Here is a 26,012-nt window from a genome sequence, read left to right as displayed (position 1 = left end):
GGCCCCGATGGATCGGCCGGGGAGAGGAACAACCGGATCGGATCCCCGCCAGGATCCGACCCGGTCCGACGCCCTCCGCCGGACCTGTCCGACTCTACGGCAGCAGCACGCCCAGCGGTCGCCCGGATACATCCCGACATACGCCGACACCGCCGCACAGACCCTTGCATGGAACGGGTTCAGGCCGCTATCGCGACGCCGGTTCCACGCCGGTAAACGCTTGGCATATACCGCCTTCGCGGGGGGATGCCTACACTCGGCGGCCGTGGATCAATTAGGACCGTTCATGTTGGCTCGTATCGCTTCGACCCTGGCCCTTGGCCTCAGCCTGGCCGTCCTGGCCGGGTGCGCAGGCAAACAGGAGGCCGCCGCGCGACGGCAGGGGGAAGCGGTGCCGGTCACCGCGCAGATCGTGCAGCCCACGCAATGGAACGACACCCTGCAGGCGCTGGGTACGGCCAAGGCGCGGGAGTCGATCAGCGTCACCGCCAAGGTCAGTGAGATCGTGGAGAAGGTGCACTTCGAAAGCGGCCAGCAGATCGCTGCGGGTGCGCCGATCGTGACTCTGCGTGGCCAGGCCCAGGAAGCGGCGCTGGTGCAGGCGCAGGCCACCTTCCACGAGGCCGACCAGCTGTACCGCCGGCAGCGCGAACTGGCCACGCAGCGGCTGGTGTCCAGCGCCACGCTGGATACACAGAAGTCGATCCGCGATGCCGCCGAGGCCCGTGTCGCGCAGATGCAGGCCGACATCGGCGACCGTCGTGTGCGTGCGCCGTTCGCAGGCGTGCTGGGTATCCGCCAGGTCAGCCCTGGCACGCTGCTGACGCCGACCACGGTGATTGCCACCCTGGACGACATCGAGCGCATGCACGTCGATTTCCAGGTGCCCGAAGTGGAACTGGCCGCGCTTTCGGCGGGCGACAAGGTCAGCGCGACCAGCGTCGCGTGGCCGGGGCGCACGTTCGAAGGAGAGGTCACCACCATCGATGCACGTATCGACCCGGCCACCCGCGCGGTGACCGTGCGGGCCGACTTCGCCAACGCCGACCATGCGCTGCGCCCGGGCATGCTGCTCGATGTGCGCCTGTTCCGCCCCGAGCGCCCGGCGCTGGTGATCCCGGAGATAGCGGTGGTGCAGGTGGGCCGTGACAGTTTCGTGTACCGCATCGGCGCCGACGACAGCGTCGAGCGCGTGGACGTGGTCACCGGCGCGCGCCGTGCGGGCGTGGTCGAGATCAAGCAGGGGCTGGCCGCCGGTCAGCGCATCGTGGTCGACGGCACCGGCAAGCTGCGCCCGGGTCTGAAGGTGGCCGCCCGTGATGCGGCGCCGGCCAGCGGTGCCAAGCCTGCCGATGCGCCTGCGCCGGTCGCGACCGAGGAACACGGCGGATGAAGCTGTCCGACGTTTCCATTCAGCGGCCGGTGTTCGCCGTAGTGATGAGCCTGCTGCTGCTGGTGCTGGGCATCATGTCCTTCACCCGCCTCACGCTGCGCGAACTGCCGGCCATCGACCCGCCCATCGTGTCGGTCTCGGTCGACTACACCGGTGCCTCGGCAGCGGTCATCGAAAGCCGGATCACCCAGGTGCTGGAAGATGCGCTCGCCGGCATTGAAGGCATCGATACCATCAACGCGCGCAGCACCAACGGCCGCTCGCAGGTCAGCATCGAGTTCACCTCCAATCGCGATATCGAGGCCGCGGCCAATGATGTGCGCGACGCCGTCAGCCGGGTTGCCGACCGCATGCCGGAAGAGGCGCGCCCGCCGGAGATCGCCAAGGTCGAGAGCGATGCCGATCCGATCATCTGGTTCAACATGGTCTCCTCGACCATGGATACGCTGGAGCTGAGCGACTACGCCGACCGCTATGTGGTCGACCGCTTTTCCAGCCTCGATGGCGTCGCCCAGGTCCGTATCGGTGGTCGCCAGCGCTATGCGATGCGCATCTGGTTGGACCGCGATCAGCTGGCCGCGCGTGGACTGACCACCGGTGATGTGGAAACCGCGCTGCGCAACGAGAACGTGGAACTGCCCGCCGGGCGCATCGAATCCACCGACCGCGATTTCACCCTGCGCGTGGAACGCAATTACATCAAGCCCGAAGACTTCGCGACCATCCCGCTGGGCAAGGGCAGCGACGGTTACGTCGTGCGCATGGGCGACGTGGCGAAGATCGAGCTGGCGTCGGCCGAGCGCCGCGCCTATTACCGCAGCAATGGCGAGCCGGGCATCGGCCTGGGCATCGTCAAGACCTCCACCGCGAACTCGCTGGACGTCGCGCGCACCGCGCGCGCCGAAGCCGAGCGGGTCGCGTTGACGCTGCCCAAGGGCACGCAGATCTTCGTTGCCTTCGACAACACCACCTTCATCGAAGCGGCCGTCGATCGCGTCTATGCCACATTGGTGGAGGCGATGATCCTGGTGCTGGCGGTGATCTGGCTGTTCCTCGGCAGCTTCCGCGCAGCGCTGATTCCGGCCGTGACGGTACCGGTGTGCCTGGTGGCCGCATTCATCGCACTGTACGCGTTCGATTTCTCGATCAACCTGCTGACATTGCTGGCGCTGGTGCTGTGCATCGGCCTGGTGGTCGACGATGCGATCGTGGTGGTGGAGAACGTGCAGCGCCGGATCGATCTGGGTGAGCCGCCGCTGGTGGCGTCCAAGCGCGGTACCACGCAGGTGGCCTTCGCGGTGATCGCGACCACCGCGGTGCTGGTGGCGGTGTTCCTGCCGGTCGGTTTCCTCGAGGGCAACACCGGACGCCTGTTCCGCGAGCTGGCGGTGGCGCTGGCCGCGGCCGTGGCGCTGTCCGCGTTCGTGGCGTTGACGCTGACACCGATGATGGCCTCCAAACTGCTCAAGCCGCATACCGGGCAGGCGCCGCGTGGCCTGCATGGCTTCGTCAACCGCAACCTGGAGCGGCTGGCCGGCGCCTATGGCCGCATCCTGCAGCGCCACGTCGACCGCACCTGGATCTACCTGCTGGTGATGGCGGCGGCATTGGCTGCCAGCTGGCTGCTGATCAAGGTGCTGCCCTCGGAACTGGCGCCAGCCGAAGACCGTGGCTCGTTCCAGATCATGATCGACGGCCCGGAAGGCGCAGGCTACGACTACACCGTGCAGCAGGTGCAGCAGGTCGAAGCGATGCTGGCGCCCCACGTCGGAGCGGACAAGCCGATCGTGCGCGCCAACCCGCGCGTGCCCGGTGGCTGGGGCGCAAGCGAGGAAATGCACACCGGCCGGGTGAGCATCTTCCTGCAGCCGTGGCGCCAGCGCAGCGAAGGCACCCCGGAGGTCGCCAATGAGCTGCAGAAGGAGCTGGACACCATCCAGGGCGTGCGCGTGCGCACGCAGGTCGGCGGTGGCCTGGTCCGCAGCGGCGGCCAGCCCTTCCAGATCGTGCTGGGAGGCCCGGAGTACGCCGAGATCGCGCAGTGGCGCGACCGCATCCTGCTGCGCATGGCCGACAATCCCGGCCTGGTCGGCCCCGACTCGGACTACAAGGAAACCCGCCCGCAGATGCGGGTGAACATCGACCGCCAGCGCGCGGCCGACCTGGGCGTGCCGGTCACCGCAATCGGCTCGGCGCTGGAAACGATGATGGGCTCGCGTCGCGTCACCACCTTCGTCGACAACGGCGAAGAGTACGACGTGCTGGTCCAGGCGGGCCGCGACGGACGCGCCACGCCGGCCGATCTGGCCGCGATCCGCGTGCGTGCCACCTCCGGTGAGCTGGTGCCCTTGTCGAACCTGGTCACCCTGAGCGAGGTTGCCGAGGCAGGCACCTTGAACCGCTTCAACCGCCTGCGCTCGATCACCATCAGCGCAGGCCTTGCGCCGGGCTACCCGTTGGGCGAGGCCATTGCCTGGGCACAGAACGTCGCGCGCGAGGAGCTGCCGCAGTACGCGCAGGTGAACTGGAAGGGCGAGTCGCGCGAGTACCAGAGCGCGGGCGGTGCGGTCCTGCTGACCTTCGCCATGGCCCTGCTGGTGGTGTACCTGGTGCTGGCCGCACAGTTCGAGAGCTTCATCCATCCGCTGACGATCATGCTGACGGTACCGCTGGGCGTGCTCGGCGCGCTGGTCGGCCTGTGGTTGAGCGGGGGCACAGTGAACCTGTTCAGCCAGATCGGCATCGTGATGCTGGTCGGCCTGGCGGCGAAGAACGGCATCCTGATCGTCGAGTTCGCCAACCAGCTGCGTGACGACGGCCGCAGCGTGCGCGAGGCCATCATCGAATCATCGATGGTGCGCCTGCGTCCGATCCTGATGACGTCCATCGCCACCGTGGTCGGCGCGATTCCGCTGGTGGTGGCCGGTGGACCGGGTTCGGCGAGCCGTGGCACGATCGGTATCGTGATCATCTTCGGCGTCACCCTGTCCACCTTCCTGTCGCTGTTCGTGGTGCCGGCGTTCTACGCACGTCTGGCCCCGTACACGCGCTCGCCGGAAGCAGTGAAGCGCGAGCTGGAAAAGCAGGAAGCAGCGTCGCCCTCGGTGGGCGGGCATGCCTGACCGTCGCGCCGACGGGGGCGGATCCCTTTCCCCGCAGGAAAGGGCCCCGACCCCAGTGCTGCGCGGCGACGGTTTCCAGCTGCGTCCATGGCGCGGCGGCGACCTCGAATCGCTGCTGCGTCATGCCAACGATGCCGAGGTGTCACGCGGCCTGCGCGATCGCTTCCCCTATCCCTACACACGTGAGGACGGTGAGGCGTTCCTTGCCGGTCGCGTGTTGACCCCGGGCACCCTGGCACTGGCCGTCGAGATCGACGGCCAGGCCTGCGGCAGTATCGGTGCCCAGCCGGGCGTGGCCGAGCGTGGGCATACCGCCGAGCTGGGCTACTGGCTTGGCCGGGCGTACTGGGGGCGGGGCATCATGACCCGCGTGGTGGGCGTCTTCGCACCGTGGGTGATGGACGAACTGCGCCTGTTCAGGCTTCAGGCCACCGTGGTGGACTTCAATCTGGGCTCGGCCCGGGTGCTGGAAAAGAACGGTTTCCAGGAAGAGGGCGTAGAGCGCTGCGCCATCTACAAGCGCGGCACCCTGCATGACCTGCGCCGGTTCGCGCGGGTGCGCACCCAGTTGCCCTGAACGGCGCCGGGCATGGCCCGGCGCTACCCGCGGCGGAACCGGTAGCGCCGGGCCATGCCCGGCGGATGCCTTCCGGCGCTATCGCAGCGACCTTCGATCAGGGAGAATCGACCGGTCCCTTCCAGCCGACGGGACGTCCATTCACCCCGCCGACTGGAGAGAGCGCGCGTGGAAGCTACCGTACATTTCGTCAACAGCATCATCTGGAGCAAGGCACTGATCTTCGTGTGCCTGGCGGCCGGCCTTTATTTCAGCGTCCGCACCCGCTTCATGCAGATCCGCGGCTTCGTGGAAATGTGCCGCCTCACCGTCAAGGGCGAAAAGTCCGACGCCGGCGTTTCTTCGTTCCAGGCACTGGCCATGTCCATGGCCGGGCGCATGGGTATCGGCAACATCGCCGGCGTGGCCACGGCCATCGCCTTCGGTGGCCCCGGTGCGATCTTCTGGATGTGGGTGATGGGCTTCCTCGGTGCATCCACCTCGTATGTGGAATGCACCCTGGCGCAGATCTACAAGACCAAGGATGCCGAAGGCCGCTACCGTGGCGGCCCGGCGTACTACATTGAAAAGGCGATGGGCCTGAAGTGGTATGCCATGGCCTTCGCCATCGCCACGATCATCGCCGCCGGCTTCCTGATGCCGGGCGTGCAGGCCAATGCCATCGCCGACAGCATCATCAATGCCTGCCGTGGCGGTGCGCTGTGCGGGCCGCTGGATGGCCAGGCCTTCGGCATGGAATCGGTTGCCGCGCTCAAGCTCGGCATCGGCATCGTGGTCGCGCTGCTGCTGGGCGTGGTGATCTTCGGCGGCGTCAAGCGCATCGCCACCTTCGCCGAGATCGTGGTGCCGTTCATGGCGGCGGCCTTCATCCTGATGGCCATCGTCATCATGATCCTCAATGCCGACCAGGTGCCGGAGATGTTCGGCATCATCTTCAACAGCGCGTTCGGCACCCATGCGGCGTTCGGCGCGATGATGGGCCTGGCGATCGAATGGGGCGTCAAGCGCGGCATCTACGCCAACGAAGCGGGACAGGGCTCCGGCCCGCACGCGGCAGCGGCGTCGGAAGTCTCGCATCCGGCCAAGCAGGGCTACGTGCAGGCGTTCGCGATCTACTTCGACACCATGATGGTGTGCACCGCCACCGCGTTCCTGATCCTGGCCAGCGGTACCTACAACGTGTACTCGCCGGTGGAAGGCGCGGCTCCGGTGTTCCAGGGCCTGGCCGGCATTCCGGAAGGGGCGGGCTATGCGCAGGCCGGCGTTGAAGCCGTGCTGCCGGGCTGGGGCGCGTCGTTCGTCTCGCTGGCGATCTTCTTCTTCGCCTTCACCACCATCATGGCGTACTACTACATGGCCGAGACCAATCTCAGCTATGTGAACCACAACAAGCACCGTCCGCTGACCGTGTTGTGTCTGCGCCTGGGCATCATCGCCATGGTGGTGTTCGGTGCGTTCCACAACGCGACCCTGGCCTGGGGCCTGGGTGACATCGGCGTGGGCCTGATGGCCTGGCTGAACATCATCGCCATCTTCATCATCCAGAAGCCCGCGATGCTGGCGCTGCGCGATTACGAACGACAGAAGAAGCTGGGCCTGGATCCGACGTTCGATCCCGATGCACTGGGCATCCGGAACGCCGATTTCTGGCGCCAGCGCAAGCAGGAGAACGTGTAAGTGAACAACCCCTGGAACAACCGCCGCCCGTCCGCTCGTCCGCCGCGCGCCACACCGTTGCCGCGCACGGACCTGCCGGCAACGGGCGGCGGTGGACGCGGAGGCAGCGATGAGCTGCGCCTGTACGGCCTGAATGCCGTGCTGGCCGCGTTCGCAGCGCGGCCGCAGGCACTGCGCAAGCTGTATCTGCTGGAGGCCCGGATTCCGCGCCTGCAGCCGCTGTTGAAGTGGTGCGTGGCCAACCGCGTGGGTTACCGCGTGGTCGAGGAAGGCGATCTGAACAAGCTGGCCGGCACCACCCACCACGAAGGCGTGGTGGCCGACGTGCTGCGTGCGCCGACCGTGCCGCTGGCGCAGTGGCTGCAGCAGATCGGCGAAGGCCCGTCGCTGGCGCTGTGGCTGGATGGCGTAGGCAATCCGCACAACCTCGGCGCGATCCTGCGTTCGGCGGCGCACTTCGGCGCGAAGGCGCTGCTGTTGCCGGCCGGCAGCACGCTGGCGCTGTCCGGTGCGGCTGCCCGCGTGGCCGAAGGCGGTGCCGAAGCGGTGCCGCTGGTGCAGCTGCCTGCGACCCCGCAGGCGATGGCCCAGCTGCGCGATGCTGGCTTCGGTCTGGCGGCCACACTCGTCGATGGCGGTGACGATGTATTCCGCACGTCGCTTCCGGCGCGTCTGGTCTACGTCATGGGCGCCGAAGGCGAGGGGATGGACCGCGACCTGGCCGGTGAATGTGACCTGCAGGTCTCCATTCCCGGCAGTGGCGCGGTGGAGAGCCTCAATGTGGCCTCGGCCACCGCAGTGCTGCTGGCGCAGTGGGCGAGCCGTCGCGACGGCTGACGGACCGGTCGCCGCCATCGGCTGCCAGGACCCGGCCCCCGTGGCCGGGTATCTTTTGCGCGATGTGCCGGCGGGACCACCGCGGACGTCGCGCAGCGTCAAGGCGGCTTAAGGCGGATTGCGTCGTCTTGCGTTGCGTACAGCCTGATTTTTCCGATCAAGCATGCTTTTGAAACTTGCCTCATTGTTGCGCCCTCTTGCTCGACGCAGGTTGGAGTTCCATTCCTGTCAGGCAAGGTGTTCCACATGCATGGTCGTCATCGTTGCGCCCTCGGCGCGCTCCTCTCGCTGTCAAGCCTGCTTGCGCCCGTCGATGCGCATGCCAGCGCACGCAGTCTGGAAGGCGTCAATTTCACGGGTCCGCTGATCACCCCGAATCCGGCCGGCATGCCGAAGGGGCACGGCTACATCGAACCCTATCTGGTACGTGTCGACAGCCGTGATCACTTCGATGACCGTGGCCAGCGCCAGCGCAGCGGTGAACGTAGTGGCGGCTGGACGGTGGTGGTGCCCATCGCCTATGGATTGGGTGAGCGGATCACCGGCCAGGTCAACCTGAGCGCGTCGCGCGCCGAATCCGGTGCCGCCCACAGCCAGGGTTTCCGCGCGGGTGACACCACTGCGCGCCTGCAGTATCTGCTGCAGGCGGCCAATGCGGATGGCACCCGGCCCGCGGTTTCAGTAGCGCTCGTGCAGCGCTTCAGCACGGGCAGCCATGACCGCATCACCGGCAATCCGCTCGACGCGCAGGGTGACGGCGTGCAGCGTACCGTTGCCGCGCTGGGCGTGCAGCAGGTGGTGTGGCTGGGCAACGAGCGGCCACTGCGCTGGCGTGCCCAGCTCAGCGCGGGTCCGGCGCCTTCCCGCACGGCCCTCACCGGTGCCAGCGTGTACGGTACCGCCGCGGGCTTCCAGGGCCACATCGCGCGCGGTTCGGTACTGGGCCTGTCGATCGGCGCCGAATACAGCGTCAACCCCCGCTGGGTGGCGGTGATGGAAGTGGCGGCCAGCCGCGAGACCCGGCAACGCCTCAGCGGCTTCGCTCCCGGCGCGGACGGCGCCATCGCGCGCGTCGACGAATGGCGCCCGGCCAGCCGTACGCTGACTTTCGCCCCCGCGTTGCAGTACCACTTCAGTCCCTCGCTTGGCCTGATCGCCGGCGTGGAGGTCACGGTGGCCGGCCGCAATGCCGCCCGCCTCATCAGCCCCCAGGTCGCCCTGGGCATGTCCTTCTGAGGGGGCACGATGAACGTCGAATCGATCGTCAATGCCCTTCTCGGCGTGGTGTGGAGCCCTTACCTGGTGGTGCTGTGCCTGCTCGCCGGCCTGTACTTCAGCGTGCGCACCCGCTTCATCCAGCTGCGCGCGCTGCCTGACATGCTGCGCCTGGTGTTCCGCCATGAGCGGTCCGATGCAGGGGTGTCCCCGTTCCAGGCGTTGTCCCTGTCGCTGTCCAGCCGGGTGGGCGTTGGCAATATCGCCGGTGTAGCGATGGCCATCGCCTTCGGTGGTCCCGGTGCGATCCTGTGGATGTGGGTTGTCGCTTTCCTGGGTGCGTCCAGCGCCTTCATCGAATCGACGCTGGCGCAGATCTACAAGGATCGCGACGCCGGTGGCCAGTATCGGGGTGGCCCGGCCTACTACATCGAGAAGGGACTGGGCCAGCGCTGGTATGCGGTACTGTTTGCACTGGTCGCCGTGCTGGCCGGCGCGATGCTGGCGGGTACGCAGTCCAATGCGATCACCAGCGCGGTGAATGAAGCCTGGGACGTACCGGTCGTGTTCACCACCGGCGTACTGCTGGTTGCGCTGGGTGCCATCCTTGTCGGCGGTGTACGCCGCATCGCCGGTGTCGCCCAGTGGCTGGTACCGCTGATGGCCATCGCCTATCTGCTGGTGGCCGCGATGGTAATGGTGCTCAACGCGGACAAAGTGCCGGAGGTCGCAGCGCTGGTGCTGCGCAGTGCCTTCGGCATGGATGCAGCGTTCGGCGCCATGATCGGCACGGCGATCCAGTGGGGCGTGCGCCGCGGCGTGCTGTCCAACGAAGCCGGCATGGGCAGTGGTGCGCACCCGGCGGCCGCAGCGGAGGTCTCCCATCCGGTCAAGCAGGGCCTGGTGCAGTCGTTCTCGGTCTATATCGACACGATGGTGGTGTGCAGTGCGACCGCCTTCCTCATTCTGTCGACCGGCCTGTACAACGTCTACGCCCCGGCGGTGAACGGCATTCCGGATGATGCGCGTCTGCTGCTGGGCAATCTGCCGGGCGTCGAGGCCGGACCGCGTTTCGTGCAGCACGCGGTGGAGTCGGCATTGCCGGGCTTCGGCCGTTCATTCGTGGCGTTGGCCATCCTGCCCTTTGCGTTCACCACCATCCTGGCGCTGTACTACATGGCCGAGACCAACATCAGTTACCTGTGCCGGGACCGCCCGATGCCGTGGGTGATGGGCGGGTTCCAGCTGCTGTTCCTGCTGGCCACCGGCTACTCGGCGCTGAACAGTGCCACGGTCGCCTGGTCGCTGGGGGATATCGGCGTGGGCCTGATGAGCTGGTTGAACATCCTCGCCATCCTGCTGCTGCAGAAGCCGGCGCTGGCCGCGCTGCGCGATTACGAGCACCACCGTCGCTTGGGGACGGATCCCCTGTTCGATCCGCACCGGCTTGGTGTTCGCAACACCTGCGCGTGGGAACGGTAATTGTCCAGGCAGATGGGGTGACCCAGCCTGGTGGGCGCGATCCCCTCTGGTGGATGCGATCCTTGCTGGTGGGTGCGGACCTTGGTCCGCACCTCCTTTCCCGCTGCGCTCGCCGGGCATGGCCCGGCGCTGCCGCATCACTCGTTCGGCGGTGTCGTCGCTTTGGCTTCACTGCCGAAGTTGCCGTCGGCCTCTGCGGCCAGATAGGCAAATACGGTGTATGCCGCCACATTCTGCGCCAGCGCCTTGGGGTCGATCTTGTCCAGCGTGTCGTCGGCGGTGTGGTGCAGGTGGAAGTAGTCCGAACCATCCTGTGCCAGCCACGCCCAGGCGCCACCCTTGGCCGCCAGCGGGCCGATATCCGGCCCCGGGCCGCCCTTGTCGGCTGCGTACTCGATGCCCAGCGGCTTCATCACCTCGGCGATCTGCCGGGTCGCTTCGCGCGAGCCTTCCGGGTTTGGCGAGCCGGTATTGAACGCATAGATGCGGCCGGCACCGAAATCGCTCTCGGCAGCCAGCTGGTGCAGCGCCACGTCCTTTGCATGTGCTTCGGCGTAAGCCTTGCCGCCGTACAGCCCCTGCTCTTCGTTGGCGAACGCGATCACCCGGATCGTGCGCTTGGGGGCCTGCTTGAGCTGGCCGATCAGATGCCCCGCGGCCATGGTGATGCCGACACCTGCGCCGTCATCGACGGCACCGGTGCCCAGATCCCACGAATCCAGATGGCCACCGATCACCACGACTTCCTTGGGCAGGGTGCGGCCAGTGATCTCGCCGATCACGTTGTAGGAGGTCGCCGTACCGTCCCAGCCGCAGTCCAGCGCGACTTTCACCGTAGTGCTGCCACGTGCCAGCAGACGTGCCAGCTGGTCGGCATCGGGCACCGACAGGGCCGCGGACGGTACCGGGGTCAGGCCGTCATCGAATCGGGTGATGCCGGTGTGCGGCACGCGGTGCGAATCGGTGCCGGCCGAGCGCATCAGGAAACCGACGGCGCCCTTGCGGATCGCCTCGGACGGTCCCTTGCTGCGGATCGCGCCACCACGGCCGTAGTCGCGGCCATCGCGGAACGGCAGCATCTGGTAATCGACGAAGGCGATCTTGCCCTTCAATGAACCGGCGGGCGCAGCCTGCAGCGCGGCCAGGTCGGCGAAGCGCACGACCTCTGCTTCAACGGTACCGCCCGGGCTGCCACCCAGTGCGGTGATCTGCAGCGGCTGCGGGTTCCTGCCGGTCACGGCGGCGTGTTCGCTGCGGCGTTCCCACTTCGGGAAGGTCACCGGTTCTTTCCAGACCTTGTCGAAACCCAGGGCCTTGAACTTGGCTTCGGCCCAGGCGACCGCACGCGCGTCGGCTTCGCTGCCGGCGATGCGTGGACCGATTTCGGTGGTCAGCGATTCGACCACCTTCCAGCCGGTGTCATCGGCCAGGGCCTGATCGCGCAGCTGCGCGGCCGTGGCCAGCGACGCCGGGGGCAGGGTGGTGGCGCGCGGTGCCGCGAAGGCCGGGGCGGCCAGCAGGGCAAGGGAGGATGCGATGGCAAGGACGCGGCGACGCATGGACAACTCCGGGAAGGGACCAAGCCTTGGAGCTTAACAGTCGTTCAGACGCGCGCATGGGCGGGAGGTCATGTCCGGAGCGAACGCTGTTTTCCGCCACGTCCGGCAAAGCGAAAGCCCCGCCGGAGCGGGACTTTCACATGCGGCGGCCTCGCCGGGTACGGCCCGGCGCTACGCCTTATTTCTTCAGGCTGTCGCGGATCTCGCGCAGCAGCACCACTTCCTCGGCCGGGGCGGCGGGAGCGGCTTCCTTCTTGCGCGACAGACGGTTGATGACCTTGATCACCAGGAAAATGGCGAACGCAACGATCACGAACTGGATCAGGGTGTTGATGAAATCACCGTAGCCGATCACCACCGCCGGAATCTCCTTGCCGTCCGGCCCGATGCGTGCCGGCGACAGCGTCCACGCCAGCTGCGAGAAGTCCACCTTGCCGATCAGCAGGCCCAGCGGCGGCATGATGATCTTCTCGACCAGTGCAGTGACGATCTTGCCGAAGGCGGCGCCGATCACCACGCCGACGGCGAGGTCGATGACGTTGCCGCGCATCGCGAATTCCTTGAATTCGGTGAGCACTCCCATGTGTTTTCTCCTGTGGGGGATGTGGACAGCGCGCAGAGTAGCGCAGGTGGTGTCAGCCGGCGATCACGCCGTGACGCTCGGCCACGTTTTCCAGGCGCGCGCTGAAACGGTCGCCCGGCTTCAGTGCGGCCACTCCGGACGGCGTGCCCATGAACACCAGGTCACCGGCGCGCAGCTGCCACAGCTTGGACAACTCGTGCAGGATTTCCGGCACGTTCCAGATCATCTGGTCCAGCAGGGCCTGCTGGCGCACTTCGCCGTTGACTTCCAGCGACAGGTTCAGCGCCGCCAGATCGCCCACTTCGCCGGCATGCACGATTTCGCTGATCGGTGCGGAGGCATCGAAGCCCTTGGCGGCGTCCCAGGGATGGCCCTTCTCCTTGGCGGCCGCCTGCAGATCGCGGCGGGTCAGGTCCAGGCCGACGGCATAGCCGTACACCAGCGCTTCGGCATCGGCCACGGGAAGCTCGCCGGCCGGGGCATCACGGCCGATCGCCACCACCAGCTCCACTTCGTGATGCAGGTTGGCCGTCGCGGGCGGATAGGGGATGGCATCGTCATGGCCGACCACCAGCGCATCGGCAGGCTTGCTGAAGAACATCGGCCGGCCGCGGTCGTCGGCCGCCGGCACCGCGGCTCCCATTTCGCGCGCATGGTCGGCAAAGTTGCGACCCACGCAGTAGACGCGGTGCACGGGGAAGCTGCCACCGCCCACCACCGGAACACGCGGCGTGGCAGGTGCAGGGATCACATCGGAAACATCGGACATGCGGGCATCCAGGAAGGGAATGCCCGCAGTCTAGAACGCATGGCGCCCGCCGTCAGCGGGCACGCCGGCCGGCAGGGCTCAGCGCGAGGCCGGCAGCACCGGCTTGCGCACCACCCGGTACTCGCCCTCGACCACGGTCGGGTCGACCGGTCGGGCTGCACCCGCCTTGCGCGAGGCCAGCAGCTTCCACGCCAGGCCGACCAGGATCATCGCCGCACCGACGAACACGCCGATGAACACCATCGCGGCCAGGATCGCCAGGCCGAGCAGGCCCACGGCAACGCGCACCAGCGGGTGACGCGGCTTGCGCGGCGCGAACAGGGTGCGGAACTGGTTGAAGGCGGAATCGCGATTGAACATGGCGGCTCGATAGGCTGGGAAATCAGCGAAACCAGAGTATCGGGAGCCCGCACTGTCATTGAGTGAAAAACTCGTTAAATATAGCCTGTGCTTATTACGAATCAATGACTTGTGTTCATCCTGCAGCCAGTCACCTGAGCAGGCGTGCGACAATGCTTCTTTACTGTCCGAGCCTTCGCCATGACTGCCGCTGTTGCCCTGATCGCCCTTGATGCCATTGCCGATGGTGCGTTTGCCGAGGTCGAAGCAGTGGTCGAGGGCGATGCCGAGTCGTTGCTGCTGTATCGCGACGGCGCACAGGTGCGCGCCTTCCTGAACATCTGCCCGCATGCCGGCCGTCGCCTGGACTGGGCGCCGGGGCAGTTCCTGAAGAGCCGCGAGGGGCATCTGGTCTGCGCCGCCCACGGCGCCTCGTTCGCGCTGGACAGCGGTGACTGCATCGCCGGCCCCTGCAAGGGCGACCGCCTGCGCGCGGTGCCGGTGGACGTGCGTGATGGGCAGGTCTACCTGGCCTGAGGCCGGCTAGGGGGCGGCTCCGTTTTCCGTAGGAGAACGGCTCTGACCCATCAAGCCAGGAGCAGTCGAGCATGGCTCGACTCTGCAAAGGCATCCACGCATGGCGTGGATCTACCGTGTCGACCAAGGTCGACACCTACCACAGCGGTGCACGACGCCGTTCTGGCAGAACGCAGAAATCTGTCGGACCCACCCCGCCATCCCAAGAAATGCACGCTTTTGCCGTTGAGGTTGCCGGCCAGCGGCCGGCACTACTGGGGTGCAGGGCGCAGCCCTGCCGATGAACCCGACCCTCAGAACATCAGGTTGATCATCAGCACCACCACACAGGTGTAGATCAGCGACAACGGTCCGCCGACCCGCCACATCTCGCGCGGGGTGTAGTTGGCCGGGCCGGTGATCATCGAGATGACCGGATTGGAGGCCGTCATCAGATTGTTGGAGGCCGACAGCGCCACGATCAGTGCGAACGCGGTGGGGTTGCCACCCGCCGCCAGCGCCAGATTCACCGCGATGGGCACCATCACGATGGTTGCGCCGACATGGCTGATCACCAGCGAGAACACCGTTGTCAGCAGCGCCAGGGCCAGCTCCAGCACCCACACCGGTATGCCGGTGGGGAGCTTGTCGATGGTATGGCCGGCGACCCAGGCCGCCGCGCCGCTGGAGTCCATCGCCCAGCCGAGCGGGATCAGTCCGGCCATCATGAACACGGTTTTCCAGTTGATCGAGGCATAGGCCTCGTCCATCCGCAGCACGCCCGTCAGCAGCATGCCGGCCACGCCGGTCATCAGGGTCAGCGCTACCGGAAGCTTGCTGGTCAGCGCGATCAGGATCGTCAGCGCGAAGATCGCCATGGCGATCTTGAACTTGTGCGGGCGCTGTTCGCCGGTCGGGTAGTCGGTGACCACCACGAAGTCACGGCTCTTGGCGGCCTGCGCCAGGTCGGTCCAGATGCTGTGGAAGACCAGCATGTCGCCAGCGCGCAGCTGCACGTCGCGCACGTCCTCGCGGATCACCTGTTTGTCGCGGTTGATCGCCAGCAGGCTGATGCCGCGCTCCTTGCGCAGGCGCAGGTCGGCCGCACTCTTGCCGATCACGTTCGAGGTCGGCGGCACCACCGCCTCGGAAATGCCCGCGCGGCTGGGATTGAACAGGTCGCCCAGGTGCTTCAGCCGCGAGGACATGCGCAGGAACTGGTTCTGGGCGAAATCGCCGATCTGCTCGCGCGGACCCATCGCGCCCAGCACACTGCCCACCCAGATGCGCATTTCCGCAGGTGGCGCCAGCCGCGTATCGTTGCCGGTCTTCAGCGCCAGCAGCAGCGGCGCGTCATGCAGGCTCTCGGCCTCGCCCAGGGTCATGCCGACCAGCGGGCTTTCGGCGGTGACCACCAGTTCGAACACATCGCCTTCGATGCCGTAGGTCTTGGCGAAGTAGCTCTCGGTACGGGCCGGGGTGACCCCATCGTTGACCAGGGTCTCTTCCTCGATCAGCTTGCGGTCGCCGTAATAGCGGAAGTACAGCAGCGAGGCGATCAGCAGCGCCACGCCGATCGGCAGCGGCGCGAACATGCGCAGCGGCTCGATGCTGGCCAGGCCGGAGGGCAGGTTGTTGTTGGCCGAGGCCAGCAGGTCGTTCAGCAGGATCAGCGGCGAGTTGCCGACCATGGTCAGCGCGCCGCCCATCACGATCGCCGCCGAGATCGGCAGCAGCAGCCGCTGCATGGTCAGCCCGGTACGTGCCGCCAACCGCGAGGCGACCGGCAGGTACAGCGCCATCACCGACGGGTTCTGCATGAAGGACGAGTTCAGGCCGGCGATGGCCGTGGTCATCATCAGCAGGCGCTGCTCGATGCCATGTCCGCGTCGCAGCAGCCAGGCCGCGAGCCGGTTCAGTGCGCCGGTGCGGTCAAGGCCCGCACCGAGGATGGTGGTGGCGATGATGCTCATCACCGCGTTGCCGGAGAAGCCGCCGAAGATTTCCTCCGGGGCGATCAGGCCGGTCACACCCAGTACCACCAGCACCACCAGCGCGACGACGTCGGCGCGGATCCGCTCGAACAGGAACATCGCCATCGTGAAGCCGACCAGCCCGAGTACGAGCTTCATGTCGTTGGTCAGCGTCAGCGCGGTATCCATGTGGGGCGCGGCGTCCTCGGGCGATCGTCAGGTGCGGTCGTACAACAGGTCCCAGACGCCATGGCCGAGCTTCTGGCCGCGGGTCTCGAAGTGGGTCTGCGGCCGCCATTCCGGGCGCGGCACGCTGCCCCGTGGACCGGCCCGGTTGACCAGGCCGGCGGTCGCATCGAGCACGTCCCACATCTGTTCGGCGTAGTCTTCCCAGTCGGTGGCGCAGTGCAGGCGGCCGCCCGCACGCAGCTTGCGCACCAGCAGCTCTGCGAAGGCCGGCTGCAGCAGGCGGCGCTTGTTGTGGCGCTTCTTGTGCCACGGGTCCGGGAAGTAGATGCGCACTTCATCGAGCGCGCCATCGGCGATCTCGTTCTGCAGTACTTCCACCGCGTCATGGTGGTACAGGCGCACGTGGTCGGCGTTGTCGTCGGCCAGGGCGTTCAGCAGGCGGCCGACACCGGGCGCGTGCACTTCGATGCCGATGTAGTCGCGCGACGGGTCATGCTGGGCAGCAAAGCGCAGTGCAGCGCCGTTGCCGAAGCCGATCTCCAGCACCTTGTGCGCCGGGCGACCGAAGGTGGCGTCCAGGTCGCGCGGCTGGCCGCTGTAATCCAGGCCGAAGCGCGGCCAGCGTTCGTCGAACGCGCGCTGCTGGGCAGGCGTGAAGCGGCCCTGGCGCAGCACGAAACTGCGCACCTCGCGGCGCCCCTCGCTGACGGTGAACGGCTTGGGCGGGGCCTTGGACCCAGCGCTGTCGAAAGGATTGGTCATCAGCCGATCAACCCATCCACCGGCGACGACGCGCTGGCGTAGCGCTTGCGCGGGATGCGCCCGGCCAGGAACGCTTCACGTCCGGCCTCGACCGCCTTGCGCATCGCACTGGCCATCAGCACCGGGCTGCGCGCGCCGGCAATGGCCGTGTTCATGAGCACGCCATCGCAGCCCAGCTCCATCGCGATCGCCGCGTCCGATGCCGTACCGACGCCGGCATCGACGATGATCGGCACCCGGGCGTCCTCGATGATCTGCAGCAGGTTGTACTTGTTCTGGATGCCCAGGCCCGAACCGATCGGCGCGGCCAGCGGCATCACCGCAGCGCAGCCGATCTCTTCCAGGCGCTTGGCCAGGATCGGGTCGTCGGAGGTGTAGACCATGACCTCGAAGCCATCCTTGACCAGCTGTTCGGCGGCCTTGAGGGTCTGCATCACGTCCGGGTACAGGGTCTTCTGGTCGCCCAGCACTTCCAGTTTGGTCAGGTTGTGGCCGTCCAGCAGTTCACGGGCCAGGCGGCACGTGCGCACCGCGTCTTCGGCGGTGTAGCAGCCGGCGGTGTTGGGCAGGATGGTGAAGCGCTCCGGCGGCAGCACGTCCAGCAGGTTCGGCTCGCCGGGGTTCTGCCCGATGTTGGTGCGGCGGATGGCCACGGTGACGATCTGGGCGCCAGCGGCCTCGGTGGCCAGGCGGGTTTCTTCCAGATCCTTGAACTTGCCGGTGCCGGTGAGCAGCCGCGAGCCGTAGGTCTTGCCGGCGATCACCAGCGAATCGGGGGAGACATGAACGTTCATGGCGCGATTATCGCTTATCCGCCTGAAGATGGGGTCGTCACTTCGATGCTGCTGGCAGGCAGGTGCGGGGTCGCACCGGGCCATGCCCGGCGAGCGCGCAGCGTGGGCGTCGTGCCTCAACCCCCACCCAGGGCATGCACGATCTCCACTACGTCACCTTCGGCAAGGCGATGCTCGCCATGGCGGCTGCGGCTGACGATCTCGCCATTGACCTCGACCGCCACCCGGCGCTGCAGCAGCTGCTCGGCCTCGAGCAGGTCATGGAGGGTTGCCGAAGCGTGCAGGGTGCGGGGTTCGCCGTTGAGCTGGATGTTCATGGCGGCATTGTCGCGTATGGCCCGTCAGGACGGAAACCATCCGTTCCTCCGCACGGCGCCCGCATCGGCGCAGCCTGCGATTGGCGGGCTGCGCGGCAATTCATGCGGCGGCGCAGCGTGAGCAATCGTCGGTGCGGTGAAACCATTCACCGTGCGCCGGCGTACGCACGCCGGATCCTCAATGACGTCCCCACAGGAGTTCTTTACATGCTGCTCAGCAAACGCCCGATCCGCTCCCTGATGGCGGCCGCGATCGCACTGGCTGCGGTTCCGGCCATGGCAGGCGAATCCCCTTACTCGCACGCGGTGTTCTTCGGCGACAGCCTGACCGACGCGGGCTATTTCCGGCCGCTGCTGCCCCCGGCAACACAGCCGGTCACCGGTCAGTTCACCACCAATCCGGGCTGGGTCTGGTCGCAGCAGGTCGCCAACTACTACGGCCTGAACGGTACGCCCAACGGCAACGGCCAGAACGGCGACAACTATGCCGCCGGCGGTGCGCGCGTGTCGGTGGAGGTCACTGGTGCCCTGGGGCCCATTCCGTCGCTGAAGACGCAACTCACCCGCTACCTGGCCGCAAATGGCGGCAAAGCCGATGCCAACGCGCTGTACACCGTCTGGGGCGGCGCCAACGACCTGTTCGCGGCCGCTGCGGCGCCGGCACAGGCGCAGGCCATCATCGGCGCGGCCGTCACCGACCAGATCGCCCTGGTCGGCGCGCTGAAGCAGGCGGGCGCCCAGTACGTGCTGGTGCCGAACCTGCCCAACGTCGGCCTGACGCCGTCCTTCCGTGGCCCCAATGCCGCCGCCGCCACCGCGCTGTCGGCCGGCTACAACAACGCCCTGTATGGCGGGCTGAAGCAGGCGGGCATCGAATTCATCCCGTTGGATACCTTCACGGTGCTCAGTGAAGTGGCCGCCAATCCGGCCATGTACGGTTTCACCAACGTCACCAGCACGGCCTGCACCATCGACCCGGCCAATTCGACGCAGAGCATCATCGGCTGCAACCCGACGTCCTACGTCAGCCCGGATGCCGCGAAGACCTACCTGTTCGCCGACGGCGTGCATCCGACCACGGCAGGCCATGCACTGCTGGGCCAGTACGCGGTATCCGTGCTGGAAGGCCCGCGCCTGCAGCAGGTGCTCAGCCATTCGGCGCAGACCATCGGCCGTTCGCGCGCCGACCAGGTCGGCATGCATCTGGGCGGTCGTCCGGCTGACGGCCTGTCGTGGTGGGGCGGTGTGCGCGGCGACATGCAGCGTTATGACCACGCCGATCTCTACGACGGCCTGGCGCCGGCCGGCCTGTTCGGTGTCGACTGGTCGCGTGACGGCATGGTCTTTGGCGGCTTCGGTGGCTATGGACGCATGGATGCCGATTTCGGCAACAGCCGCGGCGATTACACCCAGTCCGACACCACGCTGGGCCTGTTCGCTGGCTGGTACGGCGAGCGTGCCTGGGTCAACGGGCAGGTCAGCTACAGCTGGCTCGACTACGACGTGACCCGCAAGGTGCAGCTGGGTCCGGCCACCCGTGAGCATGGCGGTTCGGCAGATGGCAGCAATCTCACCGCCGCCATCAATGCGGGGTACGAGTTCGGCACCGAGGGCGGCTTCCGCCACGGTCCGGTGGCTGCCGTGATCTGGCAGAAGGTGAAGATCGACGGCTATACCGAGAGCGCCGACGCCGGCACGCTGGCCACTGCGCTGGGTTACAACAACCAGGAGCTGGACTCCACTGTCGGTCGCATCGGCTGGCAGGCGCGCTTCGATGGCGGCACCTTCAAGCCCTACGTGCAGGCCACCTACGACCACGAGTTCGAAGACACCAAGCAGGCCAGCGCCTGGCTGCAGTCCCTGCCGGAGCTGGGCAGCTACCGCGTGCCGGGCCTGAAGTTCGACAAGGATTACGCCACCGTGGTGCTGGGCGCCCGCACGGAGCTGTTCGGGCTGCAGAGCAACATCGGCCTGAGCACCTCCACCGCGCAGAAGCGTGCACGTGACGCGACGCTGTTTGCCAGCTTCAGCGGCAGTTTCTGACGAACGCACCTTCCCAGGCCCCGCAAGGGCCTGGGAAGGCTGCATGGCAGCGTCGGGCCATGCCCGGCGCATGCGGTGGCCACCATTGCGCAACACCGGCCCGACCGCATAGACTTTCACCACGCGACGCGGGCGTAGCTCAATGGTAGAGCTGTAGCTTCCCAAGCTACTGACGTGGGTTCGATTCCCATCGCCCGCTCCATCTTCCGCAACGATGCGTGTGTTTTCCGGATCGGCCGCGAACCTGGATGTTTCCCCTTTTGCATCTTTCTGTGCCTGCCGGCTCTGTGAGTCGGTGAAGCGTGGGCGCTTCCCGTGCTTGCCGATGGTCTGGCGGGGCGATAAGCCGGTAAAGTGCGGCAACATTCAAGCCAGTGGCAGGGGGGGGGGGAATGCGGAATCGGATTCTTGCGGTTGCGTTGATGGGTATTGCGGCGGCGTGCACGCCGACCGAAGAAGATGCAAGAAAACAGAAGGTCGAGGCTGATCGGGCCATAGCGGAGGCGGGGGTCCGTCGGGCGCTGAAGGATCCTGACTCGGCAAAGATCGTCATCCGTCAGGCGTTTGCGATGTTCGACGGTACGATTGTCTGCGGGATGGTCAACGCGAAGAACAGCTTCGGCGGCTACACGGGCGACCGCGCGTTCATGATCAACGTCAATGCGGATGGCAGTACCGGTGCGCCCTCCGTTGCGCAGGACGACGTCAGCAGCGCGGTATCCGTGGAAATGTGCGATTTCCAGCGGGACTATGCCGCACAGCCTGGCCACGTCGGCAAGGCGGTCACGCCGGAGCAGTCCAGAGAGCTTTTGGCGGCCTACACCAAGAGGGTGCGGGAGGTCGTTGCACGGATCAACACGGGCCGATAAAACGCGGCAGCCGCAGCCCGACGGCATCGGTGTCGGGCTGTTGCTGGCTGGACTGTGGCGCCCTGTCTCGGCAACCACGCGGCATCATCCGCCCGCCACACGGCCGCGCTATGCTGCGCGCCTGCCGATCGATCCCGCCGCGATGAAGCTCGCCATCCTGTCCCGCAACAGCTCCCTGTATTCCACCCGCCGGCTGGTCGAGGCGGGGCGTGCGCGCGGCCACACGGTGCGCATCCTCGATCCGCTGCGCTGCTACATGCGCATCGCTGCCGACGGATTCTCGATGCACTACAAAGGGCGGCCGATGACCGGTGTGGACATGGTCATTCCGCGCATCGGTGCGTCGATCACGCGATATGGCACTGCGGTCCTGCGCCAGTTCGAGCTGATGGGCGCGCGTACGCCCAATCCGTCCGACGCGATCCTGCGCTCGCGCGACAAGCTGCGCGCGCATCAGCTGCTGGCGGCCAAAGGCATCGACATGCCGGTCACGGTGTTCGGCGACAACCCCGATGACACCGTCGATCTGCTGTCGATGCTGGGGCCGCCGCCGCATGTGGTGAAGCTCAACGAGGGAACGCAGGGGCGCGGCGTGATCCTGACCGAAAAGGCCAGTGCCTCGCGCGGGATCGTCGAGGCGCTGCGTGGCCTGTATGCCAACTTCCTCATGCAGGAGTTCATCGGTGAGGCCAAGGGGGCCGATCTGCGCTGTTTCGTGGTCGGCGACCAGGTGGTGGCCTCGATGCAGCGGCAGGCACCGGAAGGCGACTTCCGCTCCAACCTGCACGCCGGCGGCACCGCCGTGGCGGCCAAGGCCAGCCGCGCCGAACAGCAGGTCGCGGTGCGCTCGGCCAAGGCACTGGGGTTGTCGGTCTGCGGCGTCGACCTGATCCGCTCGCAGCGGGGCCCGCTGGTGCTGGAGGTCAACTCGACCCCGGGCCTGGAAGGCATCGAGGCAGCCTGCGGGGTGGACGTGGCCATGCGCATCATCGAGCACGTCGAGAAGCTGAAAAAATCCTGATTTTTCAGTAAGTTGAGATTCTCTTTGGGCGGCGAGACGCTGCTTTAACATGCCTTTAATCGGTGCGGGCGTAGGCTTCAGCGAACCGCAGCTCTGCCTCTCAGCAGGATCGGTATCGGGATACGACTTCAGGCCCAGGCGGGTGCACCGCCTGGGCCTTTTTTATGCGCGTCCGTAGGCCACGCGCCACTTGTGGCGGCCCGGAGGCGCTCGTAGAGTTGGGCCTTCGTTCCGATGGACCGGGAGGTAGGCGATGTATCGCGTCACGATGATCGCGTTGGTGCTGTGCCTGTCGGGCGCTGCTGTCGCCAAGACAGAGAAGAGCGCCCTGCAGATGGATCGCCAGGCTCCGGTTGCCGGCCAGGTCCAACAGGTCGAGAAGGCGCTGCAGGCGCCGGAGTACGCCGAACTGAGCGCCGATGACCGCAGCCAGATCCAGCAGGCGCTGGCACGCATCACCCAGCGCATGGGGGACCGGCAGCGGGTCGATGAGCTGCCGCCGCAGGTACAGGCGCAGGTGTTCAACGACCAGGAGCGGGTCAACCAGCTGCTCGCCCGCGCGCACGACGACAGCCGCCAGGTCTGTACCTACCAGCGCACCACCGGCAGCAACATGCCCAAGGGCCGTTGCCTCACTGTCGCCGAACGTCGCCGCATCGAAGAAAAGGGCAAGGCGCTGATCAATGACCAGCGCACGTTCAACAATCTCAACCCTGCCAGCAACCGGTAGGCCGTCCGCCGCCCCCACGCGTGGCACTTGCTGGCGTGAAGGTGGTGCGAATACAGTCGGCTCTCAACTCAGACAAGGATCCGTTTGCCATGAAGTCCCTCCTTTTGCCTGCGCTCCTGTTCTCCGGATTGGCCCTGGCCGCCACCGCCTCCGCATCCAAGCAGGGCGGCGAGGTCTTTGCCTCCGGCAAGCCGCTTCAGCAGCAGCTCGAGCGCATCGAAGTCGAACTCAACGACGGCGAGACCTACAGCGAGCTGACGATGGCCGACCGCAGCCGGGTCCGCGAAGCGCTGGTGCGCCTGCGCGCTGCCGTGGAGCAGTACCCGAACCGGGATCTGATGCCTGAACGGGTACGAACCGATGTCATCAACGACCAGCAGGTCGTGAACACGGTTTTGACACAGTCACGTGAAGATAGTCGTCTAATATGCCAACGTGAGAAAGCCACGGGTTCGAACCGGCACACGACGCAGTGCATGACTGTCGCCGAGCGCGCCCGGCAGAAGGACAAGGCACAGCGTGATATGGGCCAAGCCCAGCGCGTCGGAAAATTCGTCAACTAGAGGTGACAGTGAGAATCCTGGTAATCGAAGACAACAGCGACATTGCGGCCAATCTGGGCGACTACCTCGAGGACCGGGGCCACACCGTGGACTTCGCCGCCGATGGCGTGACCGGACTGCATCTGGCCGTAGTGCACGAGTTCGACGCGATCGTGCTGGATCTCAACCTGCCGGGAATGGACGGAATCGAGGTCTGCCGCAAGCTTCGCAACGAAGCGCGCAAGCAGACCCCGGTGCTGATGCTGACCGCTCGTGACTCGCTGGACAACAAGCTGGCGGGTTTTGATTCCGGTGCGGACGACTACCTGATCAAGCCGTTCGCGCTGCAGGAAGTGGAAGTGCGTTTGAACGCGCTGTCCCGACGTGGCAAGGGGGTGCAGACCCGCGTGCTGGAAACCGGCGACCTGGAGTACAACCTGGACACGCTGGAAGTGCGCCGCCAGGGCAAGCTGCTGCAGCTCAACCCGACCGCACTGAAAATCCTGCAGGCGCTGATGGAAGCGGCGCCGGCCGTGGTCACCCGCCAGGAACTGGAAACCCGCGTGTGGGGCGAGGAACTGCCCGACTCGGATTCGCTGCGCGTCCATATCCACGGTCTGCGTGCCGTGGTCGACAAGCCGTTCGAAGTGCCGCTGATCCAGACCCGCCATGGCATCGGATACCGCATCGCCACCCCGGAAAGCTGATCCCGTGGCAACGAAGGGGGAGCGCCGGCGCACGCCGTATCGGCGCCGCCTGCGCAGTCGAATCATCGTGTCATTCGTGTTGTTGGGCTTCTGCCTGACAACACTGTTCGCGTTCGCCACCAACTGGGCACGCCTGCGCGTGGAGAACCAGCTGGTGGAGGAGCTGATGAACCGCAACATCGACGAGTATGCGCGGCGCTATTACGAGCATCCCGGGCACAACCCGGATGCGCCGGTGCTGCAGATCCGGGCGTACGCGTATTCCAAGGACAAGTTCGACCGGGTGCGCGAAGAGCGCGCGCAATGGGCGGGCTTTGCCGATGGCATCCACAGCGTCAGTGGCGATGAACACGGAGAGCCCTATTCCTACAAGCTGGCCGTGCGAAAAACGCCCGACGCTTGGTTCTTCCTCGCCTATGACATGACCGACAGCATGCGCGGTGGCAAGCAGCTCAACCGCGCACTGGTGCTGTCGGTGCTGGTGTTCAGCCTGCTGTCGCTGGTGCTGGGCTGGTGGTCGGCCTCGAAGGTGATGAAGCCGGTATCGGACCTGGCGGCCCGCCTGCGCGCCTACCGGGGCGGCACCAGCGAGCCTGAGCCGCTGGCGCCGCGCTTCCCCGACGACGAAGTGGGCCAGCTGGCCCAGGCGCTGGACGACTACTCCTCGCGATTGACCGAAGTGGTGCAGCGCGACCGTGAGTTCAATGCGGACGTCAGCCACGAACTGCGCACGCCGCTGGCGGTGATCCGCGGCGCCACCGAGCTGCTGCTGACCCGTCCCGGCCTGGATGAAAAGGTGCTGCAGCGCCTGCAGCGCATCCAGCGTGCCGAGCAGCAGTGCAGTGATCTGATCGGCGCTTTGCTGCTGCTGTCGCGGAACGAGCGGGGGCAGGGCACCAGCAATGTTGCCCGCGTGGCCGAGCAGCTGCTGGACGCGCACCGCGCGCAGCTGGGTGGCAAGCCGCTGGAACTGGCACTGGAGGGCGAGCGCAACCTGGTGATCGACGCGCCTGAGGCCGCGCTTTCGGTGGCGCTGGGCAACCTCATCGGCAACGCGGTGAAGTACTCGCAGGATGGCGAAGTGCGCGTGCACGTAGGGGCCAACTCGGTCTCGGTCACCGACAGTGGTCCGGGCCTGAGCGAGGAAGATGCGGCCAAGCTGTTCCAGCGCGGTTACCGCGGTACGCACGCGGGCCATTCGCAGGGCGGCGGCATCGGCCTGTCGATCGTCAGCCGCCTCTGCGACCTGTACGGCTGGCAGGTCAGCGTGCGCCCCGGGGGCGAGCGCGGCGTGATCGCAACGCTGACGTTCTCGCCCAGGCCGCTGTAGCAGATCCTTTGCCTGCCGAGCAGGGCCCGGCCCTACAGGGACGCCTCTTCCAGGGCGTCGCTGTCGCTAACGGCATGAACGTATCTGTTCTGCACGGCCAGACACCCGGCGCGCGCACGCTCTGCCGCGTCCGCTGCGTGTCCGATCTCACGGTTCCGGGTAGTCATAGGGCAGTTGACGCTTTTACCTCCTGATTGCCGGACGTGCAGATGGCCAAGATGCCAGTCCGCGCACTTTGCCGGCTGCCAGGAGCATCGCCATGTCGCATCGCATCCGTTACCCCAACCTGCATCAACTGGTCGGTGATTCGATCAGCCAGTTGTCTCCGGACGTCGCCCAGCGCGTCGAGGACGTACTGTCCCGCTGCGACGGCCAGATGCCGGCCCAGCAGACGCCAGTCGACGCCGGCGGCGTCAGCGCCGACGCAGCGCAGCCTGCCGATCTCAGGCGCGCCGTCGAAGGTCTCGGCACCCTGACCCGGGTGATGTACGCCGCGCACATCGCGCGCACGCGGGGCGGCCAGCAGAACGTGCTGCCACCGGGCGCGATGGAAGGCCTGATTCTGGCCGCGCGGGAACTGACGTGTCACGTGCAGCAGCAGCTGCAGGCCGAGAGAATCAGGGGGACAGCCACATTGCAGTGATGGCCGGGGACGCCGCAACGACG

General features: G+C 66.7%; 24 protein-coding genes and 1 tRNA gene. 17 read left to right on the top strand and 8 right to left on the bottom strand.

Annotated features, from left to right (window positions below):
- Window positions 1-286: 286 nt before the first annotated feature.
- The 7 genes from ACZK08_RS15570 to ACZK08_RS15540 all read left to right on the top strand — a co-directional run bounded on the left by ACZK08_RS15570 (window position 287) and on the right by ACZK08_RS15540 (window position 10,303).
- The gene (locus tag ACZK08_RS15570) at window positions 287-1,393 is read left to right on the top strand and encodes an efflux RND transporter periplasmic adaptor subunit (RefSeq protein WP_065181660.1); all 1,107 of its coding nucleotides are present in this window, start codon (window positions 287-289) and stop codon (window positions 1,391-1,393) included.
- Complete coding sequence (locus ACZK08_RS15565) at window positions 1,390-4,515, top strand: efflux RND transporter permease subunit (RefSeq protein WP_065181659.1); 3,126 nt, start codon at window positions 1,390-1,392, stop codon at window positions 4,513-4,515. The genes ACZK08_RS15570 and ACZK08_RS15565 overlap by 4 nt, the downstream gene beginning before the upstream one ends.
- Window positions 4,508-5,092 carry a GNAT family N-acetyltransferase gene (locus ACZK08_RS15560; protein ID WP_065181658.1) on the top strand — a complete coding sequence of 195 codons (585 nt, stop codon included), beginning with the start codon at window positions 4,508-4,510 and terminating at the stop codon, window positions 5,090-5,092. The genes ACZK08_RS15565 and ACZK08_RS15560 overlap by 8 nt, the downstream gene beginning before the upstream one ends.
- A 168-nt stretch (window positions 5,093-5,260) precedes the next feature.
- Window positions 5,261-6,769: an alanine/glycine:cation symporter family protein gene (locus ACZK08_RS15555; RefSeq protein WP_065175761.1), complete on the top strand. Its 1,509-nt coding sequence runs from the start codon at window positions 5,261-5,263 to the stop codon at window positions 6,767-6,769.
- Window positions 6,770-7,606 carry a TrmH family RNA methyltransferase gene (locus ACZK08_RS15550; protein ID WP_065175762.1) on the top strand — a complete coding sequence of 279 codons (837 nt, stop codon included), beginning with the start codon at window positions 6,770-6,772 and terminating at the stop codon, window positions 7,604-7,606.
- Between the two features lie 246 nt (window positions 7,607-7,852).
- Window positions 7,853-8,842, top strand: a complete 990-nt coding sequence (locus tag ACZK08_RS15545; RefSeq protein ID WP_065181657.1) for a hypothetical protein — start codon at window positions 7,853-7,855, stop codon at window positions 8,840-8,842.
- A 9-nt stretch (window positions 8,843-8,851) separates the two neighbouring features.
- Complete coding sequence (locus ACZK08_RS15540; protein ID WP_065181656.1) at window positions 8,852-10,303, top strand: alanine/glycine:cation symporter family protein; 1,452 nt, start codon at window positions 8,852-8,854, stop codon at window positions 10,301-10,303.
- A 137-nt stretch (window positions 10,304-10,440) separates the two neighbouring features.
- Here ACZK08_RS15540 and ACZK08_RS15535 read toward each other — a convergent pair whose 3' ends face one another.
- From ACZK08_RS15535 to ACZK08_RS15520, 4 genes are all read right to left on the bottom strand, one after another.
- Window positions 10,441-11,862 carry a M28 family peptidase gene (locus ACZK08_RS15535; protein ID WP_053517073.1) on the bottom strand — a complete coding sequence of 474 codons (1,422 nt, stop codon included), beginning with the start codon at window positions 11,860-11,862 and terminating at the stop codon, window positions 10,441-10,443.
- Window positions 11,863-12,040: 178 nt separating this feature from the next.
- Entirely contained in the window at window positions 12,041-12,445 is a 405-nt protein-coding gene (gene mscL, locus ACZK08_RS15530) for a large-conductance mechanosensitive channel protein MscL (RefSeq protein WP_053517072.1), read from the bottom strand.
- 52 nt (window positions 12,446-12,497) lie between these two features.
- Window positions 12,498-13,214 carry a fumarylacetoacetate hydrolase family protein gene (locus ACZK08_RS15525; protein WP_065181655.1) on the bottom strand — a complete coding sequence of 239 codons (717 nt, stop codon included), beginning with the start codon at window positions 13,212-13,214 and terminating at the stop codon, window positions 12,498-12,500.
- Window positions 13,215-13,292: 78 nt separating this feature from the next.
- Complete coding sequence (locus ACZK08_RS15520; RefSeq protein ID WP_065181654.1) at window positions 13,293-13,574, bottom strand: hypothetical protein; 282 nt, start codon at window positions 13,572-13,574, stop codon at window positions 13,293-13,295.
- Window positions 13,575-13,754: 180 nt separating this feature from the next.
- Between ACZK08_RS15520 and ACZK08_RS15515 the strand changes: the two genes are divergently transcribed.
- Window positions 13,755-14,090 carry a Rieske (2Fe-2S) protein gene (locus tag ACZK08_RS15515; RefSeq protein WP_053517065.1) on the top strand — a complete coding sequence of 112 codons (336 nt, stop codon included), beginning with the start codon at window positions 13,755-13,757 and terminating at the stop codon, window positions 14,088-14,090.
- A 293-nt stretch (window positions 14,091-14,383) separates the two neighbouring features.
- Here ACZK08_RS15515 and ACZK08_RS15510 read toward each other — a convergent pair whose 3' ends face one another.
- The 4 genes from ACZK08_RS15510 to thiS form a co-directional block, all read right to left on the bottom strand.
- On the bottom strand, window positions 14,384-16,231 hold the full coding sequence (locus ACZK08_RS15510) for an SLC13 family permease (protein WP_053517063.1): 1,848 nt from the start codon (window positions 16,229-16,231) through the stop codon (window positions 14,384-14,386).
- A 27-nt stretch (window positions 16,232-16,258) separates the two neighbouring features.
- Complete coding sequence (trmB, locus tag ACZK08_RS15505) at window positions 16,259-16,993, bottom strand: tRNA (guanosine(46)-N7)-methyltransferase TrmB (protein WP_053517060.1); 735 nt, start codon at window positions 16,991-16,993, stop codon at window positions 16,259-16,261.
- The gene (locus tag ACZK08_RS15500) at window positions 16,993-17,787 is read right to left on the bottom strand and encodes a thiazole synthase (protein ID WP_053517058.1); all 795 of its coding nucleotides are present in this window, start codon (window positions 17,785-17,787) and stop codon (window positions 16,993-16,995) included. The genes trmB and ACZK08_RS15500 overlap by 1 nt, the downstream gene beginning before the upstream one ends.
- 116 nt (window positions 17,788-17,903) lie before the next feature.
- On the bottom strand, window positions 17,904-18,104 hold the full coding sequence (gene thiS, locus ACZK08_RS15495) for a sulfur carrier protein ThiS (RefSeq protein ID WP_053517056.1): 201 nt from the start codon (window positions 18,102-18,104) through the stop codon (window positions 17,904-17,906).
- A gap of 207 nt (window positions 18,105-18,311) precedes the next feature.
- On the opposite strand from thiS, the gene ACZK08_RS15490 reads away from it, so the two are divergent.
- The 9 genes from ACZK08_RS15490 (at window position 18,312) to ACZK08_RS15450 (ending at window position 25,989) form a co-directional block, all read left to right on the top strand.
- A complete protein-coding gene (locus ACZK08_RS15490; RefSeq protein WP_065181653.1) occupies window positions 18,312-20,147 on the top strand; it encodes an autotransporter domain-containing esterase in 1,836 nt (611 codons plus the stop codon).
- Between the two features lie 128 nt (window positions 20,148-20,275).
- Window positions 20,276-20,349: transfer RNA gene (locus ACZK08_RS15485), tRNA-Gly, on the top strand.
- Between the two features lie 220 nt (window positions 20,350-20,569).
- Entirely contained in the window at window positions 20,570-21,016 is a 447-nt protein-coding gene (locus tag ACZK08_RS15480; RefSeq protein ID WP_065181652.1) for a hypothetical protein, read from the top strand.
- Between the two features lie 142 nt (window positions 21,017-21,158).
- The gene (gene rimK / locus ACZK08_RS15475) at window positions 21,159-22,037 is read left to right on the top strand and encodes a 30S ribosomal protein S6--L-glutamate ligase (RefSeq protein WP_065181793.1); all 879 of its coding nucleotides are present in this window, start codon (window positions 21,159-21,161) and stop codon (window positions 22,035-22,037) included.
- A 253-nt stretch (window positions 22,038-22,290) separates the two neighbouring features.
- The gene (locus ACZK08_RS15470) at window positions 22,291-22,767 is read left to right on the top strand and encodes a hypothetical protein (RefSeq protein ID WP_065175767.1); all 477 of its coding nucleotides are present in this window, start codon (window positions 22,291-22,293) and stop codon (window positions 22,765-22,767) included.
- Window positions 22,768-22,856: 89 nt separating this feature from the next.
- Entirely contained in the window at window positions 22,857-23,330 is a 474-nt protein-coding gene (locus tag ACZK08_RS15465) for a hypothetical protein (RefSeq protein ID WP_065175768.1), read from the top strand.
- Between the two features lie 8 nt (window positions 23,331-23,338).
- Window positions 23,339-24,016: a response regulator transcription factor gene (locus ACZK08_RS15460; protein ID WP_053517044.1), complete on the top strand. Its 678-nt coding sequence runs from the start codon at window positions 23,339-23,341 to the stop codon at window positions 24,014-24,016.
- The gene (locus ACZK08_RS15455; RefSeq protein ID WP_065181651.1) at window positions 23,979-25,346 is read left to right on the top strand and encodes a sensor histidine kinase; all 1,368 of its coding nucleotides are present in this window, start codon (window positions 23,979-23,981) and stop codon (window positions 25,344-25,346) included. The genes ACZK08_RS15460 and ACZK08_RS15455 overlap by 38 nt, the downstream gene beginning before the upstream one ends.
- Before the next feature lie 259 nt (window positions 25,347-25,605).
- Window positions 25,606-25,989, top strand: a complete 384-nt coding sequence (locus tag ACZK08_RS15450; protein ID WP_065175771.1) for a hypothetical protein — start codon at window positions 25,606-25,608, stop codon at window positions 25,987-25,989.
- Window positions 25,990-26,012 lie beyond the last annotated feature (23 nt).

It is taken from the genome of Stenotrophomonas sp. 112478_Sma, assembly GCF_056479905.1.
Note: the sequence above shows the minus strand (reverse complement) of the source record. Positions and strands in the feature narration are given on the sequence as shown.